The 15,697-nt window shown below is 58.2% G+C and carries 18 protein-coding genes and 1 pseudogene; 10 read left to right on the top strand and 9 right to left on the bottom strand.

Going from position 1 to position 15,697, the window contains the following annotated elements:
- Positions 1 to 170: 170 nt before the first annotated feature.
- On the top strand, positions 171 to 581 hold the full coding sequence (locus FY251_RS11815; RefSeq protein WP_148415048.1) for a hypothetical protein: 411 nt from the start codon (positions 171 to 173) through the stop codon (positions 579 to 581).
- A 118-nt stretch (positions 582 to 699) separates the two neighbouring features.
- On the opposite strand, the gene FY251_RS11810 is transcribed toward FY251_RS11815, so the two are convergent.
- On the bottom strand, positions 700 to 1,617 hold the full coding sequence (locus tag FY251_RS11810; RefSeq protein ID WP_148415047.1) for an NAD-dependent epimerase/dehydratase family protein: 918 nt from the start codon (positions 1,615 to 1,617) through the stop codon (positions 700 to 702).
- A gap of 145 nt (positions 1,618 to 1,762) precedes the next feature.
- Here FY251_RS11810 and FY251_RS11805 point away from each other — a divergent pair, with 145 nt between their 5' ends.
- Entirely contained in the window at positions 1,763 to 2,299 is a 537-nt protein-coding gene (locus tag FY251_RS11805) for a hypothetical protein (RefSeq protein WP_148415046.1), read from the top strand.
- Positions 2,300 to 2,351: 52 nt separating this feature from the next.
- Here FY251_RS11805 and FY251_RS11800 read toward each other — a convergent pair whose 3' ends face one another.
- Positions 2,352 to 2,801: a hypothetical protein gene (locus FY251_RS11800; RefSeq protein WP_148415045.1), complete on the bottom strand. Its 450-nt coding sequence runs from the start codon at positions 2,799 to 2,801 to the stop codon at positions 2,352 to 2,354.
- A gap of 289 nt (positions 2,802 to 3,090) precedes the next feature.
- On the opposite strand from FY251_RS11800, the gene FY251_RS11795 reads away from it, so the two are divergent.
- Positions 3,091 to 4,749 (top strand): nitrous oxide reductase family maturation protein NosD, encoded by a 1,659-nt coding sequence (locus FY251_RS11795; RefSeq protein ID WP_148415044.1) that lies wholly within the window; start codon positions 3,091 to 3,093, stop codon positions 4,747 to 4,749.
- A 149-nt stretch (positions 4,750 to 4,898) separates the two neighbouring features.
- Here FY251_RS11795 and FY251_RS11790 read toward each other — a convergent pair whose 3' ends face one another.
- Entirely contained in the window at positions 4,899 to 5,498 is a 600-nt protein-coding gene (locus FY251_RS11790) for a cupin domain-containing protein (protein ID WP_255516683.1), read from the bottom strand.
- A 99-nt stretch (positions 5,499 to 5,597) separates the two neighbouring features.
- Positions 5,598 to 6,572: an ArsR family transcriptional regulator gene (locus FY251_RS11785; protein ID WP_148415043.1), complete on the bottom strand. Its 975-nt coding sequence runs from the start codon at positions 6,570 to 6,572 to the stop codon at positions 5,598 to 5,600.
- A gap of 170 nt (positions 6,573 to 6,742) precedes the next feature.
- Between FY251_RS11785 and FY251_RS11780 the strand changes: the two genes are divergently transcribed.
- The 4 genes and pseudogenes from FY251_RS11780 (at position 6,743) to FY251_RS11765 (ending at position 9,538) form a co-directional block, all read left to right on the top strand.
- On the top strand, positions 6,743 to 7,006 hold the full coding sequence (locus FY251_RS11780) for a hypothetical protein (protein WP_148415042.1): 264 nt from the start codon (positions 6,743 to 6,745) through the stop codon (positions 7,004 to 7,006).
- A 222-nt stretch (positions 7,007 to 7,228) separates the two neighbouring features.
- On the top strand, positions 7,229 to 8,383 hold the full coding sequence (locus tag FY251_RS11775; protein WP_148415041.1) for a Fic family protein: 1,155 nt from the start codon (positions 7,229 to 7,231) through the stop codon (positions 8,381 to 8,383).
- A 471-nt stretch (positions 8,384 to 8,854) separates the two neighbouring features.
- Positions 8,855 to 9,181 (top strand): annotated as a pseudogene (locus FY251_RS11770) (DUF234 domain-containing protein); the annotation flags it as partial.
- A 99-nt stretch (positions 9,182 to 9,280) separates the two neighbouring features.
- Positions 9,281 to 9,538, top strand: coding sequence for a hypothetical protein (locus tag FY251_RS11765; RefSeq protein WP_148415040.1), 258 nt, complete (start codon positions 9,281 to 9,283; stop codon positions 9,536 to 9,538).
- A gap of 80 nt (positions 9,539 to 9,618) precedes the next feature.
- Here FY251_RS11765 and FY251_RS11760 read toward each other — a convergent pair whose 3' ends face one another.
- The 5 genes from FY251_RS11760 to FY251_RS11740 all read right to left on the bottom strand — a co-directional run bounded on the left by FY251_RS11760 (position 9,619) and on the right by FY251_RS11740 (position 12,183).
- A complete protein-coding gene (locus FY251_RS11760) occupies positions 9,619 to 9,978 on the bottom strand; it encodes a type II toxin-antitoxin system PemK/MazF family toxin (RefSeq protein ID WP_148415039.1) in 360 nt (119 codons plus the stop codon).
- Between the two features lie 3 nt (positions 9,979 to 9,981).
- Positions 9,982 to 10,248 carry an AbrB/MazE/SpoVT family DNA-binding domain-containing protein gene (locus FY251_RS11755; RefSeq protein ID WP_148415038.1) on the bottom strand — a complete coding sequence of 89 codons (267 nt, stop codon included), beginning with the start codon at positions 10,246 to 10,248 and terminating at the stop codon, positions 9,982 to 9,984.
- Positions 10,249 to 10,427: 179 nt separating this feature from the next.
- A complete protein-coding gene (locus FY251_RS11750; protein WP_148415037.1) occupies positions 10,428 to 11,039 on the bottom strand; it encodes an HD family hydrolase in 612 nt (203 codons plus the stop codon).
- 107 nt (positions 11,040 to 11,146) lie between these two features.
- Complete coding sequence (locus FY251_RS11745; protein WP_148415036.1) at positions 11,147 to 11,632, bottom strand: hypothetical protein; 486 nt, start codon at positions 11,630 to 11,632, stop codon at positions 11,147 to 11,149.
- A gap of 5 nt (positions 11,633 to 11,637) precedes the next feature.
- Positions 11,638 to 12,183: a hypothetical protein gene (locus tag FY251_RS11740; protein ID WP_255516681.1), complete on the bottom strand. Its 546-nt coding sequence runs from the start codon at positions 12,181 to 12,183 to the stop codon at positions 11,638 to 11,640.
- Between the two features lie 471 nt (positions 12,184 to 12,654).
- On the opposite strand from FY251_RS11740, the gene FY251_RS23120 reads away from it, so the two are divergent.
- From FY251_RS23120 to FY251_RS11725, 3 genes are read left to right on the top strand one after another with little or no spacing between them, the layout of a single operon-like run.
- Positions 12,655 to 13,077 carry a hypothetical protein gene (locus FY251_RS23120; RefSeq protein WP_255516680.1) on the top strand — a complete coding sequence of 141 codons (423 nt, stop codon included), beginning with the start codon at positions 12,655 to 12,657 and terminating at the stop codon, positions 13,075 to 13,077.
- 36 nt (positions 13,078 to 13,113) lie between these two features.
- Entirely contained in the window at positions 13,114 to 14,859 is a 1,746-nt protein-coding gene (locus FY251_RS11730) for a hypothetical protein (RefSeq protein ID WP_148415034.1), read from the top strand.
- Positions 14,856 to 15,695, top strand: a complete 840-nt coding sequence (locus FY251_RS11725) for a hypothetical protein (RefSeq protein WP_148415033.1) — start codon at positions 14,856 to 14,858, stop codon at positions 15,693 to 15,695. The genes FY251_RS11730 and FY251_RS11725 overlap by 4 nt, the downstream gene beginning before the upstream one ends.
- Positions 15,696 to 15,697: the final 2 nt, after the last annotated feature.

The raw sequence follows: 15,697 nt of genomic DNA, 5'->3' as shown, positions 1-15,697 counted from the left end.
GCTCCGACCCAACTGAGACAGATCACAACGGATGTGATGAGAATCGGTTGGCCAGGCCACGTTGAGGAACATCCCCTGCCGTAATACCCAACTATGCGCCGCGAGTGGATTCGCTCACGATGTCGGTCGAATCGTACGGTCCCACTCGTCCAGACCCGCTGACTCGATTCATGGCCGCCTGCCAGGGTGCTGGGATTGCCTCCATCGCATCTCCAACGGTCGGAAGTGCGTCGATCCTCGCCGTGAGTGCTATCACCAGTTGGACGCCGGGTGAGCTAGTGGTTGGGAATGAAAATCTCCTGTTGTTGCTGTTCGTGTGTGCAATCGCCGTCGGCTTCATCGCGGGGTCGTACTGGCCGGTGGTCGATGGCCTCCCACAGAAACGCGAACACGAACTGTACTGGGTTCGAAAGCGCTTCACCATGTGTCTCTTTGGCGGCCTCGGGTGTTACGGTGTGTTCTCGCTCATGTTCGTCGTGACGGTCACAGACCTACTCCAGAATATGGTCGGCCTTGGCGCGGCGATTCTCGTGTGTACCTATCTGTATGCGTATTCTGCGGACCGACGTGGGGTGAGGTGAGCAGCTGAAGCAACGCGTCAAGACTCCACGAGAACCGAACGATCGGGACGCCCAGCTTCTGCCCGTTCGAATCGCTCAAGTAAATTCGAAACCCCCGGCCGAAACACGAACGCTTCCGTCAGTCGAGATACGGCTCACAAACCCGCTCGACACCCTCTTCGAACGACACCTGAGGTTCCCATCCGGTCGCCTCGTGTATCTTCGAGTAGTCCGCCTTGGTGTCGTGGACGTACACCTCGAACGGATTTTCCACGTACTCAGGCTCCACATCCGTCCCGAGCACCTCATTAATCATTGCGACCATCTCGTTGAACGAGTAGCTCTCGGCAGTCCCGAGGTTGTAGATCCCCTGAAGTCGCTCCTCTGCGGCGAGTTCGATGCCGCGGACGATATCGTCCACGTGCGTGAAGTCACGCGTTTGGGATCCATCACCGAACAGTTCGGGCGACTCGCCGTTCGCGATTTTGTCGGCGAACTGCGCGACTGTATTCGCGAACTCGCCTTTGTGTGCTTCTGCGCCGCCGAAGCCCTGGTACACCGAGAAAAAGCGCATCCCAGCCAGTTGCATATCGTAGTGATGGTGGAAGTACTCTGCGTAGCGCTCACGGCCGAGCTTCGATGCTTCGTATCCCGTCCGCGATTCGACCGGCATATCCTCGGGCGACGGTTCCGTCCGCGAGCCATAGATCGACGACGTGGTCGCGTACACGACCGTGTCGCAGCCGTCTTTCCGGGCCTGTTCGACCGTGTTGACGAAGCCTTCGATGTTGACACGGGCACCCTTCGTCGGGTTCTCCTCGTGCATCTTGTACGACGACAGCGCCGCCAGATGGAACACCACGTCGACGCCCTCGGTCGGGAGGTCGTCGTCGAGGACCGTCATGTCGTGGAACTCCACGTCGTCATTCAGGTTCTCGGGCGTTCCGAGATAGAGGTCGTCGATTGCGATGACGTCGTTATCCTCCGCAAGATGATTCGCGAGGTTCGAGCCGATGAATCCGGCACCGCCAGTAACGAGGACTCGTTTGCCGTCCATACGAGATGGCTTTCGCCAAGTGACAAGAACCTATCGCGTGCGTGTCCATTCACGAGCCGGGAGACGACCACGGGAACCTGTGGGAACCAACCGAATCTAGTTAATCAACCAACACATTTTCAGGCCCACCCGCGAACCCGTTTCCATGCGACAGTACACCCGCCGGACCGCCCTTCGTGCGTGCGGCGTCGCCGCCTGCAGTTCGCTCGCTGGGTGTTCGGCCCTCCAAACGGACGATTCAGACACTGAGAAGCCAACCTACGAGCGGCTCGACGTGACGCCGGTCTACGTCGCCGATGAACTGGACCTCTCGATACCCCCAGACATCGAGACGGTGAGCGCACCGCACAACGCCGACCTGCTCGTCCTCCCCGACGACACGGACACCGACGCCACGCAGGCGCTCGAGTGGCTGACCGACGACCGAGTGCTGGCACTCCTCGGGGAGAACGCCGAAACAACGTGGCTTTCGTGGGCCCGGAGCGACGCGTTCAACGACGTGTTCGACACGCAGGGATACAGCGAGAGCGAGCCAGCCCCAACACTCGTCGTTGCTGCAAAAGTCGGCCTCAATACCACGACGTCTCGGTACTCCTGGGGGAGCGAACCAAGCACTCGCGACGTACTCGGGGCGCTCGATGAGTCCCTTGTTGCGATTGAAAAGTGGACGCCGACAGGATGACCTGGCGTCGGCTGCATTGAGCGGAGTTCCTGATTCCCTCTCGCTACCGGTGTCAGGTTCGGGGTTCGTCGTGAAAATTCACAGAGAGCCTGAAAAACCCGGTGTAGGTGACTGTGTATTCGATGTAGGGCTTGTCATGAACTGCCCTTGTTCTGTGGGTTAACACGTCAGATAGCGTCAGCGCCACCTGTTCACCGGCTGTCGATGTGACTCGAATCCCGTACCGTGCGTTCTCATCCATCCAGGGTTCTTCAAGCACCGTAGAGGAGTCGCCGTCGTCAGCGTCGAGCGCACTGAGTGTAACGGGTGTGTCGTATATCGGGTCCGTTCCATCCAGTATCTCCACTGTGAACTCGATTGCTTCGTCGACCGCGTTGTCTGTGAAGATACCGTCGAGTTGGTATGTGACGAACGGTTCTTCGACCGTTTCGAGGGTGCTACACCCGGAAAGAGATGATATCCCGACTGCAGAAGCAGTTCCAAGGAAGGCACGACGGTTCATAGTCCCCGATCATGTCTACTGAGTGTGAATTTTTCTATCGTCTGGACCGAGCCGCGGCCTGTCTGCAGCACCGCACCAACAAAATCAGCACCAGCGTCGACGAGTTCACGCATACTGTCTAGGCCGACTGACCCCCACACCTCGCACCGAGTGACACCGTGCCGAATACAGGCGTCTCCCACCGAACGAGTATCCATGCACGCAAACCCCCGCATCACCACGCGAAACCCCCAATTGCAGACCTTAGCCGACTGATAATAATGCGGTAACACCGACCACACCCACGCGGATGCGACGATTACTTACGACAGTCGCCGTCGTGACGGCCCTCGTAGTGGCGTCGACGGCGGCTCCCACAATTGGTACGGCACAGACATCTCACTCACAGTCGATCACCGAGTGTACCACCATCACCGACCCCGGTGTCTACACGCTCGGGACCGACATCACGAACGCCACCGCCAGTCCCTGTCTCGACATCGAATCGAGTGCTGTCGTCGTCGACGGGAACGGTCACACCCTGACCGGCGACGGTGACGGCGTCGCGGTCAACGCGAACCAGACCGAAAACCGGACTGCAGACGGCCACGCGAACGTCACCGTCCGCGACCTCACCGTCGACTCGTGGGGGACCGGCCTCAACTTCGTCTTCGCGCCGAACGCGACGGCGACTGACCTCACGGTGACCGAGACAGCTATCGGCGTCCAGGTTGGCTCGCTCGACACCCGGCCGGGATACGAGACCGCTTCAGACGGAGCGATGGTCAGGAACTCGACCTTCGAGCACGTCGAGAGCGCGGTCCGCACAGCGGGGTCGAACCGAATCGAAGTCGTCGATAACGCGATCACGACCTACGAGACGGTTGGTATCCGCCTCGATACCGTCAACGACGCCATCGTCAGCGGGAACGACGTAGTCGCGACCGCCGAGTCGGGAGACGCGATTCAGGTCCGCACCTCGGATCCCGCGGTGAACGACGGCAGTTCCGACAACGTCGTCGCATCGAACCGTATCGTCAACGGGGCGATCACCGTCGAACACGCGTCCGATGACGTCACGAACACCCACCTCGTCGACAACGAGGTCGTGAACGGCTCGATTGCGGTCGGGCTGGCCCGCGGCGTCCCGACCCAGACGCGCGTCGCGAATAACACGCTCACCCACAGCGACATCACCGTCTCGTTCGCGTCGGCCGTGACCATCGAAGACAACGTCCTCACCAACCCCGGTACGGGGCCACGCGGGAGCATCGCCCTCCGAAACGCCGGGTCGAACACCGTCCGGAACAACACGATTTCCGGGGCGGAAACCGGAGTCGTCATGAGCCAACTCGCGACGGACAACACGATCACAGCCAACACGATTACCGACACTGACGTCGGCGTGTCGCTTCGGTCGAACTCGTACAACAACACCATCGAGGGGAACACGCTTGCAGACAACGCAATCGGCGTCGAGGTCTCCTTCGTCGACTCGACTGATGACCGCGCGAACGACATTCGCGGGAACGACATCATGAACAACACGGACGGCATCTTCGTCAGGGCGCTCGACCGCAACCTCGTCGTCGAGGGCAACGATATCCGGCACAACGAACACGGCATCACCCTTCGGGCGTCGGCAGTCTGTTCGCCCACGGCCGAGGGCGCTGCATTCGTCGCCGTCCACGACAACCGCATCGCCAACAACACCGCGTACGGCGTGTTGAATCAGAATGCCGACGTGGTGAATGCGACGTCGAACTACTGGGGCGCGAGCGACGGCCCATCGAGCGCCGCGGACGTGGACGCACCGTTCGCGGACCCGGAAACGGGGACACTCGCGAACGGCAGCGGTGCAGCCGTCTCCGAAGACCCGAACAGCGCGGGCCAATCGAACGTCCACTTCGACGCGTGGCTCCAGCAGGCACCCGAGGACGTGGGTGCGGACAACCAATCAGCAGCGTAACGAACCGTGCTCCACGGCGTCCCCGCTAACGGGCCGCCACCGCACGCCAGTTCCCGACCCCACACGACACAGCACGGCGCCCGGCCGAGTTCGCAATGCCCGCCGAGCGTGACTCAAACACCCGACGCTGGATACGCAGGACCCAGCGTCTACTCACAGGCCACCGGAGGCACCAGCACCGTCGCCGGCGCGCCGGCTGGCACGCCGAGGAACGTCGCGTAGGCGACGGCGATGTCGCGCTGGCTCGGATTCGACGCGATGTGGATGTTTCCCTGCCCGGGGTCGATGAAGGCTTCACCCGCCGAGTAGGTCCGGGTGATGCAGTCGCGCTCGTTGATGAGTTCGAGTTCGCCTTCGACGACGCTGACGATGACCGGCCCGGGGTGGGTGTACCAGCCCGAGGTACCCTCGGGTTGCCACGTCACCTTCGCGAAGATGGTCGTCGACGCGTCCCGTGGCAAATTGGAGACGATGGTTCTGTCTCCATCCTCGTATTTCAGCCGGAACGTCGCGGCAACCTCGTCAGGGAACGTGGCGTGCCCTGCGAGGAGGTCGACGGTGAAGCCCGCGGGGCTGTCGACGTCGCGGTCAGCTTTCGATTCGCCGTTGTGATCTATCGGGTCGGCGGCAACGGGAACGCTCATGCCGAGCGCGGCGACGGTCGCGGCGCTGGCTTTCAACACGGTCCGGCGCAACACACCGTCGGGCTGTTCATGCTCGCTTCCGCCACCCAGTTCGAATCTGGTCATGTCTCCTCGTGCGTACTGACGGCCGCTCAGGGCATATATGTAAGCTGAATTATATTTCTATCCAGGATCGGACTGGAATTCAGTAGCCTGAGTCTCCTGTCATGACTGCTCTCGAGAGCATCTACAGAGGGTTGTGACCGCTCCCCGTTCGTCCAGGGTTGCGACCAGTCGGTCCCCGTCGGCTTCGAGGACCATCTCCAGTTCGAACGGGGTCTCCGAGAGAACGGTCTGGCGGTGGACTAATTCCAGTTCGATCAACAGCCAGTCGTACCAGGGGTCGTAGTCGTGGGCTTCGAGGAAGACGAGCACTCGGGGCTCAGTGAGCAAACAGCGGTTGCTCGGAATACTGAATCGCTGGTGGCAGACGTCACAGACGATGTCGTACTGGACCTCGAAGATGGTGTCACACGATACACAGCGGTGGCCCGGCTCCACGTGGTGGTCCCGACAGACGTGGGGCGTCGCGCTCGTGGTTCCGGTACAGTCGGGACAGACGCCTTCGATTGCGGACATAATCTGGTGTTTCACCATGACGTCGAGCGCTCGGTAGAACTCCGCGGGGTCTCGACTGCGAGTCCCGACCGGCGAGAGCGATTCGGTCAGGCTCAACGTCCCATCGAAGCCGGTGCCACCGAACGCTCCGTCGCACTCGGTACACCTAATCGCGAAGTACCCACGGGTCAACTCCGTGTTGCACTCGAAGACGGTTTGGCCGCCACAGAGTTCACACGGCTTGTCGTTCGGGACGGCGTCGAATACGAGTTCGTCGGTGAACGCGCCGGCGAGGATGGCGCTGACCACACGCTCGCCCTCCCGTCGGAGCACGTACCCGTCTGCGACGTGGTGGACGAACCGACCGAGGAGGGGCTTGAGGTGGTAGTTGAACTGCGAGCCGTCCCGCATCCCGAGGGTCTTCCGTAACGCTGAGAACGTCATCGGGTGCTGCGGAACGTGTTCGTCGAGACGCCGGTGTTCCCAGAGCGCAAACAGGATGGCGAGTCGCGTCTCGTGGCCGAGAACGGCAAACGCCTGCTCCGGTGTCGGTCCGTATTCCGACGCTTCGTCGGCGGTCATACTGGCATCTCACTAGGTGCCAGCGGTGGTTAACGATTGTTAACAAACTTCATGAATGCGGTTTCGGACTCGCTTGGCAATTCATCGGTCGCGGACGGGAACACAGGCCGACTCGCGCGCTCGATGCTCTAGCCACCACCCTTAGTGTCACAGCGCCAATTGGTGAGCATATGGTCCAAGAAGACCCGTCAGGACCCGGATTCGGCAGTGCAGTCGGCAGAGAGACTGTCGACCAAGACGCGTCGCAGGGCCAGCGAGACGCCAGCTCGTCGAACACCGGTTCCGACGCCCTCGAGGCGATGGGCTACGTTGACGGTGCCGGTGGAACGGACGACGGTGGGTCGTCGCTTCTCACATCGACGGTGAAATCGATGCTGTGGGTCGGGCTCGGGATTCTTGCAGTTGCTGCCCTTCTCGCGGTCATCTTCGGGTGAGGTGTGTCTCTTCCACCCACTCACCGGTTTGCACGTGTTTTGCTGAGACAGACACATCTCGTCTGTCGAAACTGATGGCTCACACGTGAGCAACAATTCCGACGCACCCACATACTCCAGAACGACGACTCAATTTTGACTGAAGAGACATACTCGATTCACTATCCAAAATCAAGTTAATACAGATATGATTAAGGTACCACAGACTCTGTCTTACTCAAAATGAGGACGCGAAACCTTCCACCAGACGCACCCGGTCGCTATCTCGAGTCCCATCCGAACCCCTACTACATTCCGGACAAGTTACCGCTGTCGTCGAAAATCGAGATGGACGACGAGCTTGCATCGTCCGTTGCAGATGCGATGTTCCAACTCGGACGTATCGATGGCATCAGCCCCACCGTCGACTTCTCCCCGGTTCTGTACACCTCACTGCTCCGACTCGAGGCAGTCGAAACAGCCGAAATCGAGGGCGCAGATGTCGATGTCGACGAGGTGTACGCGTATCACACGCGCAGTCGGTCCCAGGAGACAGTCGACGTCAGTCGCGACCTCCAAGAGGTACTCAACGCCGAACGAGCACTCAACGAGGGATTCGACGCGATGAGAGATGGCGAATCGATTACGCTCAGTCTGCTGCAGTCGCTCCACGAGACACTCCTCGAAGGCGTTCGGAACGAAGGAGACGTCGTCGGCGACTGGCGGGAAAGCGACGTCCACATCCCGTCACCACGTGGCAGCCAGCCACCGTTTGTTCCACCGCCGCACGGCAACGTGCCTGAGCTGATGGACTCGCTCGAAGCCTACATCCAGATGGGAGGCCAGCACCACCCCCTCATCGACCTCGCTATCGCACACTACCAGTTCGAGACGATTCACCCCTGTTCTGATGGGAACGGAAGACTCGGACGGATCCTCATCGTCCTCCAACTGCACGACACGGGGTATCTCTCGGACCCCTGTCTCTACCCGAGTGCCCACTTCAATCGGAACAAACAGGCGTACGTCGAGAAGATGCGCGCAGTCAGCGAGGAGGGGAACTGGCGTGACTGGATTCTGTTCTTCCTGGACGGAATCGAAGCCCAGGCGAGAGACTCCTACGAGCGGACGTTCGAACTCATCGAGCTTCGACGGGACTACGAGACGCGTTATCCGCACTCGAAAACGAGCCACAAACTCGCCCGGAGTCTGTTCGACCTCCCGTACTTCACCGCGAACGAGGTCGAATCACGCTTTGACGTCAGCCGACAGACGGCGTACAATGCAATCGAGGAGCTGGAAGCAGACGGTCTCATCGTCGAAGCAACCGGAAAACAGCGCAACCAGGAGTACAAAGCAGTCGACGTCTTCGATATCCTCGAACGCTCGACGGTGTGAGGGCCTCCACACGACTGCAGTCACAGTCGTTCTTGCATGGCCAGCGAGACGGTCCTCGTTGGCACGAGTTGTGTGTGCAGTTCTGTGACTGCGGGCGTCACAACGCCGTCACTCACCAGTCTGTCACTCGGTACGAGGGTGTGGGTTCCCACATTTGAATACGGTATCCCCGTGACCACAACCGAGACGCCGAGTCCACGACCGACTACTGACTCGAGTATTCGTTGTATCGGTGGACTGTGAAAGCCGAACGGCTGACTGGAAAGCCCAACACCGTCGTCGAAATGAAATCTGCCGAGAAGCGTCGACCACTCAATATCGACGCAGACGCCAATCAAACCGAGTCTCAAGCGGTGAATTCAATTCGAACACGGTGGGCGAAGAACCCTCCCGTCGTGGGGTTCTGCCTTCGTGATTGACCCGTAGAGTTAGAGTTTGAACTATTATAGTTTGAACTATTATAGTTTAAACTATCCAGACTACCAGCTCACACAGATGCCAAGTCAGTGGTGGTACAAGGGCCAGGAGATAGATGTCGTTGCACCAACCGACGAATCAACGCTGATCGCTGGCGAAGCGAAATTCACCAACGCTCCCCTCGGCTACGACGTGCTCGCGGATCTCGAAGACGACGTGGAGCACATCGATTGGACACCCACGGGGGGTGGTAAGCCGACGTATGAATTCGCCTTGTTCAGCCGTTCTGGGTTCAAACGCTCCGTCGAGGAAGCCGCAGCCGAGCGTGATGACCTCCGCCTCTTCGATCTCTCGGATATCGTTGCTGCTCTCGAAAGTTAGACATTCACGCCTGCCCCCTGGGAACGGGATTGAGGAAGGGTCTGCACGGGACTTTTCACCGTCCGAACGCTTATCGTCTGAGATCGATTCGAGTTCAGTATGGCAAGTGCGACCCGGAACGGTGAGCCCAACGGAGTTGAGTTCGTCCGCGAAGATGATGGGAGCATCACCGCCTACGATACCGAGACCGATCTCGCACGTGGTGGCGACACCCGGGCGGAAGCACTCTCGCAACTTGCGGAGGTTCTTGTTCTCCACGAGGGAGGTGGTGAACCCCTCACCGACGATGACCTCGAAGAACTTGGCCTCACCGACGATGAGTTCGAGAACCGCGACCTGCCCGACTTCACGCAATAACGCGGCGTACTCAGGGCGCTCGATGAGTCCCTTGTTGCCTTTGAGACGACTGAGAACACGAGAACGTTCGCCAATCCCTCTCAGACCTCGGTGAGGCCGAGACTGTATTCGAGTGCGGTATCGACCTCGTCCATCCGCTCTTGCGGAATCGAGCCGATGTTCTCGGTGATGTGGTGCTCTACGGAGACGGTTCGAACCTGGCTACAGAGCGCGACAGAATCCTCCCGAAGCGCACACTCTTCGGCTGGGACGAGCACTTCGAGCGGGTAGAGCTGCTCTCCGAATGAGGTCGTGAACGGAACAACGATCGTTGTCGGTGCGTTTGCATTCCCGACGTTATTCTGCACGACGAGACACGGACGCGTTCCCCGTTGTTCGGATCCCTGCGTCGGATTGAGTTCAACAATAACGACGTCTCCTCGACGGACAGACGTGGCCATTCGCTACCACTCTGGGGCATCGCCCAGGTGTTCATCAGCCTCCGTCGAGACACCCTCCAGTTCGTTAGTAAGTTCGCGGGTCCGTTGGGCACGCTGGCGGTACCCCGCGGCCAACTCTTCACGAGTGATTGACCGCTCGATAACGAGCTTCCCCGCCTCTTCGTGGATCACGACGTCATCTCCTCCCTTTATTCCGAAGCGTTCGCGGAGCTCTTTGGGGATCGTTACCTGGCCCCGCTCCCCGACTTTCCGGCGTTCACCCTTACTCATACATATTCGTATCATATTCATACTGATGAGCGCTTCGGGCGGAAGGCAGTCAGTACGGACCGATGTGAGAATCTGTCGAAAGGGCTCTGTTGAAATCCTCAGAAAGTGACACATTCTGACCCAGTCGTAGTCAATACAGGAGTTACACCGACCAGGGGAGTTGCGACTGAAAGATGTATTCAGAGCTGGCAGGGTCGCCCGAGTTCTCGTTCGTACTGCGATTTAATTTGCTCGAACAGGTCCTGGCCGACTTCTGTCTGGAAACGAGGCGCGGCGGTAGCAAAGAACTCGTCCAGGTTCTCGAACTCGGCAAAGTGGTCGTTCGCCTCGGTCTCGTCGTACCGACCTTGGCGCTCGTACTTGAGCGCTTGGAGGCAATTATCGATCAGATCCATGTCTTTGACGAACTGTGCTGTCGGGGTGTCACGAGCTTCGTACTCTTCCCAAAGCGACAGCAGTTCGGTATCGTTGAAAGGTCCGACGAGATCGGTTACTGCGCTCCGTTCAGCCGACTCCTTTTCGGACGTGGGGGTGGTCTGGCGTCCGTCCTCCGCGCGGGTTGCGATATCACCCGTTCGAGCTTCGCCGAGGTCGTGAATGAGTGCCATCGTCACTGCTTTCTGACAGTCAACGTCTTCCTGGTCGGCATAGAGCAGACAAAGCGACGCTGTTCCCCACGTGTGGGCTGCGACCGATTCAGGCGAGTCGATATTCCGAAGCACCCATCCCGTCCGAAGTTCGTCCTTCAACTCGAACCACTCGAGCAAGGAGTCGAGTTCGTTGGTCATCATATCGTGGAGAAGGGAAGTGGCCAATTCAACTCATCGAGACTATTCCGCCGGGGCGCCGACATTCAATCTGAAGTTGCGGGGTTCCGTCTTGAAGACCAATCAATTAGTCAATTGCCGACAAGATAGTCTGCGCCGTCCTCCTGCTCGAATTCGTATTCCGACGGAAAAACCGGATCTGTTGTCGCCCAGATATCGTTGATTCGCTTCTCGATACTCTCGAGAACCATCCGAAGCACGTCATTCGGATCATCTGGATACACTGCATCAATCGCACGCTCTTCTCGTGGCTGGGGTGGCACGTGGTAGTGGTTGCGTGTGTTGTGCGTATTTGGGTGGCGGTCCCATCGACACGACCAGCGTTCACCAGCCCATTCCTCAACATACTGAATGTTGAACTCTCCATTCAGTCGAAGGCGGATCTCGAGAGTCGCAGTATCCACGACGTTGGGGTAGTAATTCGACCGAAGAGTGGCAACAACACGGTCTTCCTTTCCAGATGGGAAGTACTGGACGGTCTCGATTACCGAGAGGTCTGCGAGGCGGCCACCGAGGATTCGCATCCGTTCTTCATTGAGGTCATCTGTGCGTCCCATCGAGGTTAGGGGAACGAGGAGGCAGGACTTCCACTGACATTTGATTCGAGACGGAATTTGGCTTCTCGGAGTTCACGAAGGCGGCGAGTGACAGTTCGCCATTCACTCAGTCTATCGTACGCCTCATCGAGATCGTCGTACGTCGTCTCGGAAAGGACAACTGCCTCAGGCGAGGATTCCTCAAAGTAACTCGAGAGCTCCTGTTCTCGGGCTCGGTACTCGTCGATTGCTTCCTCGGCCGCTTCTGGTGTCTTGAGCTCCCGGGTCAGTTCCGTGATACGACGGAACTCAAAGTAGGCCTCATTGCGAACGAAGAGCGCAGGATTGTCGGCAACTTTTTCGAGCACTCCGACGTCAACGAACCACTCAAGATGAGGACGTGCGCCTTCTTTTGTACAGTCAGCACGCGCTGCGACATCCGAAACAGTGGTCGGCGACGTGAGCGTCGTTGCTGCTTCATACACACGATCTTTGACCGTCCGACCCTCAACGGCTGTGTCCCATTCACCAGCCAGATTCATGTCCGGCGGAGACGATGTATCCTCAGTCATTACGCATAGAGACAGGGTGCACTCATATTAGTTTGTGGGTGCAAATATATATTTGTAATTGCGATAGCATACTGTAGGTCGGCTCTGTTGGGAACCAATCGATAACTGAGGAGTTAACCCGAACCGCTCTGTTCGTCTCTCGTTCTCGAAAGAAGACACACCGCACACCGAGTGAGCAATGCAGCGACAGTACTGGCAGGGGACCGACCACACTGAGTAGCAGTGAACGCACGCTCGGCCACTCACGCACAAACAGCAGGCCCGTTCGTGGTACGATCTTGTGTTGAAATCTGCAGTGAACTCCTCGTAGACAAGACAGTCATGAGATAATGAATTACCATTGAAATCTAGATATTTCACAGATATTAGCACCAATTCCACACATTCTACAACCAAAAGAACTTAATTATCGCCTGAAAGTTGAAAGTGTAGGAATTGTCTCCAACGGGACGCAATTCACAAGCAACCCACATGTCGAACGAAAAAGACAGCCCAACCAATACAGTAGTCACTTCAGCTCACGATTCAGTTCGAGTTGTTCCGTCCGGCCGTATCCTCGCGATAACTGCCCTCTTTGGACTCGTCGTCCTCACACAGCCTGTTGCAGCCCAAGATGGAGTCATCTGCAGTACAAGCAAACTGCCGCAGATGCTCGAAGGCTTCTTCCAATTAACCACGGCGCTCGGGCTGATCGGTCTCATCGTTGTCTGGCAAGGAGATTCGCTCTTTCAGATGTTTACGACGAATCACGAGCAGAAAGCCAAACTGAAAGAGCATATGCGTGCAGCCCTGAAGTCTGCAGTCACCCTGCTCGTACTCGGCCCCCTCTACACCGTTGCGGGGTCGTTGATGGGACTGCCACTTGCGCAGTGTGTTGATCTCGCGCCCTGGTAGGCTGGTCGAGAGACTCACATCACATTGCCTTCCCGTATGCGCACTTCCGTGTGGCCTGTCGTCTTCGTTTGCCTCCTTCTCACGAGTGGTCTCGGTCTCGCCGGGCTCGTCACAGCAACGCCACACCCGGAGACGGAATCCAATGGCTTGACCGAAAACGAGACGGCAACACTGTGGTCTCGTGACGCAGACGAGTACGTGAACGAAACGGTGTATCGCCAACGCTACGGCGAAAGCCGAACCCCCATCCAGCAACTCGCCAATGGGACAGACATCACGTTCACACGCCCACCGGCGACCGCAGCAACGTGGACACGAAATGACTTCGGTGACCTGAGCGCAGGCAGTACACAGACATCGGTGTATCCGGACCACGCGTCTCTCACAAGTGGACGTTTCATCGACGATGCACACGCGACGTTCTTCGGTGTCCATCCATCGACACGCGGTCATCTCGAAGCAGGTGAGACACCGCTGTACGTCGCACCCAACGGAAGCGTTCGCGGATTTGTGGATTACCGTGTTCGGATTCCTGCTGGCCACCACTCCAATCGATCGTCTGTGACGTGGTCTCTCGTCGACGACGAAATCTCAGAGGTTCGCCTGAAGTCGGATGGTGACGTCATTTCGCGATCGACGGGGACGCACACGCCACTCCTTGCGTACCATCTCGACGAGACATGGAGCACAACACTCACACTCGAAGCCGACATCGACGTCCGACTGGAGAAGACGACGACAGTCTCTGTTGGGAACCGAACCCAGACAGAGGTCGCCTATCGGACTGAGACGATCACCGTCGCTGATTCACTCGATGTCGAGGTGTACAATCTTCATGCATACGCCTACGACGCGGCGTATCCCAATGGTGACACCGGCATTGCAATCTTCCAATCGAGGCCGTGGCAGGGCTACACACTCACCGAAGATGGCGACGCACGCGTTCGTGGAGTCTGGCGGTTCTACACAGCTCGTGACCCACGCTGGGATCGGCTCACCCAAGCGACGGCCACAGACGAGACTGAGATCCATTCCGAAGCACACCCGGTGTACGTCCATGCCTACCCATCACGCATCGGGCCACGAGCTGACCCAATTCGTGATGGGCCGACCATAATCGACTCGTGGGGACGCGAACGAACGTCGCCACACTCGACACTCCCAGACACGGTGGCTGTCGAAGTCGTCGACCGGGCGTATACACCCACCTACGGGCTTGCAGTCCGCACAGCGGAACTTGACCGCGACGCCCTCCGTGTGACTGGCATCGTCCGCGACAGCAACGCAACACCCATCACGTCATCTGTTGGCCGTGGTCCGGATCGTGAACTTCGCGAGAGTCGACTCACCGCCGACGTGGTCACACAGACGAACGAGCAGGCGACCGTTCACATTGAACTTCAAGATACCGAGACTGGCACACCGATCGACCTCACGGCCGACGAACGCCAAGTCTCGCTCAACGGTGAGTCTGGTGGGGGCTACATCACCATTGCTGACCAGCGTGTTCGGACGAACGAGTCCGGCGTCGCAGTCGTGAGTATCGACCAACCAGGAGTCTACACCGCACGCTATCATCCGGGAACGTGGCTTGTCGCAAACCCAGCCTATGTTTCCGACACGGCGACTGTCCGGTGGCATCCACTCGGAACGCTCAATGGGTGGATTGGGTTACTGATCGAGGTCGGCTGGCAGTTCATCCCCTTCGTTGTGACGTTCTATGCTGGCAAGCAGGTTCTCCGATTTTTCGGGCCACGCGATGATTCTGAACGATATCCATGACACACGATCAATCACAGTTCGATCGACGTACCGTTCTCCGAACAACTGCAGGGCTCTCACTCGCTGGCATTGCTGGCTGTCTCACCGGCAGTGACTCCAGTAACGAAACGACCAGCACGAATGGCGACTCCGACGACCAAGGAATCTTGCGTCAGGTCGCTGTGGAGGGAACCACGCTTGTCGTCAGACTCGGCTCTGAGAGTGCTGTCGAACAGCTCAACCTCATCCAGCCGAATGGAGAGCTATTCGGGACGCGCGAGGTCGCGACCGGCGTTCAGCAGGTCCCATTCGAGATTGGGACTGCGTACGATCCCGGTGACTATCGAGTGCTCGCCGTTCACGGCGACGAGACAGTAGCCGAGACGAGGTTGGAGATCCGACCGCAACTCGAAATCGTTGACGTCGGTCTCTTTAGGAACAACCCAGACAAGCCGTGGGATGAGATCTACGGGGAGAGTGAGACTAATCGAACGAGAAATAGCGAAGTGTATGTCGAAGTTCGGAACCTCGGTACTGGGCCTGAGGCGATCCTCTCACTTCGATTCTCTGGAGATGTTCCTAACCCAATTGAGAAACCTAGAAATCGCGGTCTGCATGATGCTGAGGAAATAATCACCCCACCCGGCGAAAGCAGAGATCTGTACAGCAGCTCTCTACCGTTCAGTGAACAGTTTGGTGACGATGGTATGGGTTGTAGCGTAGAAAAGAGCACAGGAGAATTCACTGTCTTCGTTGGAACGGGTGTTTCCGATAGGGAACTGTGGCAGGAATTCGATATTGAATACTCAGGTTCGGACACAGTGAGTGACTGCGACATAATGATCAACAGGGCCTAATG

Origin of the sequence: Haloferax sp. KTX1, assembly GCF_902410085.1 — an archaeon.
GTDB lineage: Archaea > Halobacteriota > Halobacteria > Halobacteriales > Haloferacaceae > Haloferax > Haloferax massiliensis.
This window is presented reverse-complemented; position numbering and strand designations above follow the sequence as displayed.

Coding starts and splice junctions, on each gene's coding strand:
- FY251_RS11815 (WP_148415048.1), top strand. CDS start 171: ATGGCCGCCTGCCAGGGTGCTGGGATTGCCTCCATCGCATCTCCAACG.
- FY251_RS11810 (WP_148415047.1), bottom strand. CDS start 1,617: ATGGACGGCAAACGAGTCCTCGTTACTGGCGGTGCCGGATTCATCGGC.
- FY251_RS11805 (WP_148415046.1), top strand. CDS start 1,763: ATGCGACAGTACACCCGCCGGACCGCCCTTCGTGCGTGCGGCGTCGCC.
- FY251_RS11800 (WP_148415045.1), bottom strand. CDS start 2,801: ATGAACCGTCGTGCCTTCCTTGGAACTGCTTCTGCAGTCGGGATATCA.
- FY251_RS11795 (WP_148415044.1), top strand. CDS start 3,091: ATGCGACGATTACTTACGACAGTCGCCGTCGTGACGGCCCTCGTAGTG.
- FY251_RS11790 (WP_255516683.1), bottom strand. CDS start 5,498: ATGACCAGATTCGAACTGGGTGGCGGAAGCGAGCATGAACAGCCCGAC.
- FY251_RS11785 (WP_148415043.1), bottom strand. CDS start 6,572: ATGACCGCCGACGAAGCGTCGGAATACGGACCGACACCGGAGCAGGCG.
- FY251_RS11780 (WP_148415042.1), top strand. CDS start 6,743: ATGGTCCAAGAAGACCCGTCAGGACCCGGATTCGGCAGTGCAGTCGGC.
- FY251_RS11775 (WP_148415041.1), top strand. CDS start 7,229: ATGAGGACGCGAAACCTTCCACCAGACGCACCCGGTCGCTATCTCGAG.
- FY251_RS11765 (WP_148415040.1), top strand. CDS start 9,281: ATGGCAAGTGCGACCCGGAACGGTGAGCCCAACGGAGTTGAGTTCGTC.
- FY251_RS11760 (WP_148415039.1), bottom strand. CDS start 9,978: ATGGCCACGTCTGTCCGTCGAGGAGACGTCGTTATTGTTGAACTCAAT.
- FY251_RS11755 (WP_148415038.1), bottom strand. CDS start 10,248: ATGAGTAAGGGTGAACGCCGGAAAGTCGGGGAGCGGGGCCAGGTAACG.
- FY251_RS11750 (WP_148415037.1), bottom strand. CDS start 11,039: ATGATGACCAACGAACTCGACTCCTTGCTCGAGTGGTTCGAGTTGAAG.
- FY251_RS11745 (WP_148415036.1), bottom strand. CDS start 11,632: ATGGGACGCACAGATGACCTCAATGAAGAACGGATGCGAATCCTCGGT.
- FY251_RS11740 (WP_255516681.1), bottom strand. CDS start 12,183: ATGACTGAGGATACATCGTCTCCGCCGGACATGAATCTGGCTGGTGAA.
- FY251_RS23120 (WP_255516680.1), top strand. CDS start 12,655: ATGTCGAACGAAAAAGACAGCCCAACCAATACAGTAGTCACTTCAGCT.
- FY251_RS11730 (WP_148415034.1), top strand. CDS start 13,114: ATGCGCACTTCCGTGTGGCCTGTCGTCTTCGTTTGCCTCCTTCTCACG.
- FY251_RS11725 (WP_148415033.1), top strand. CDS start 14,856: ATGACACACGATCAATCACAGTTCGATCGACGTACCGTTCTCCGAACA.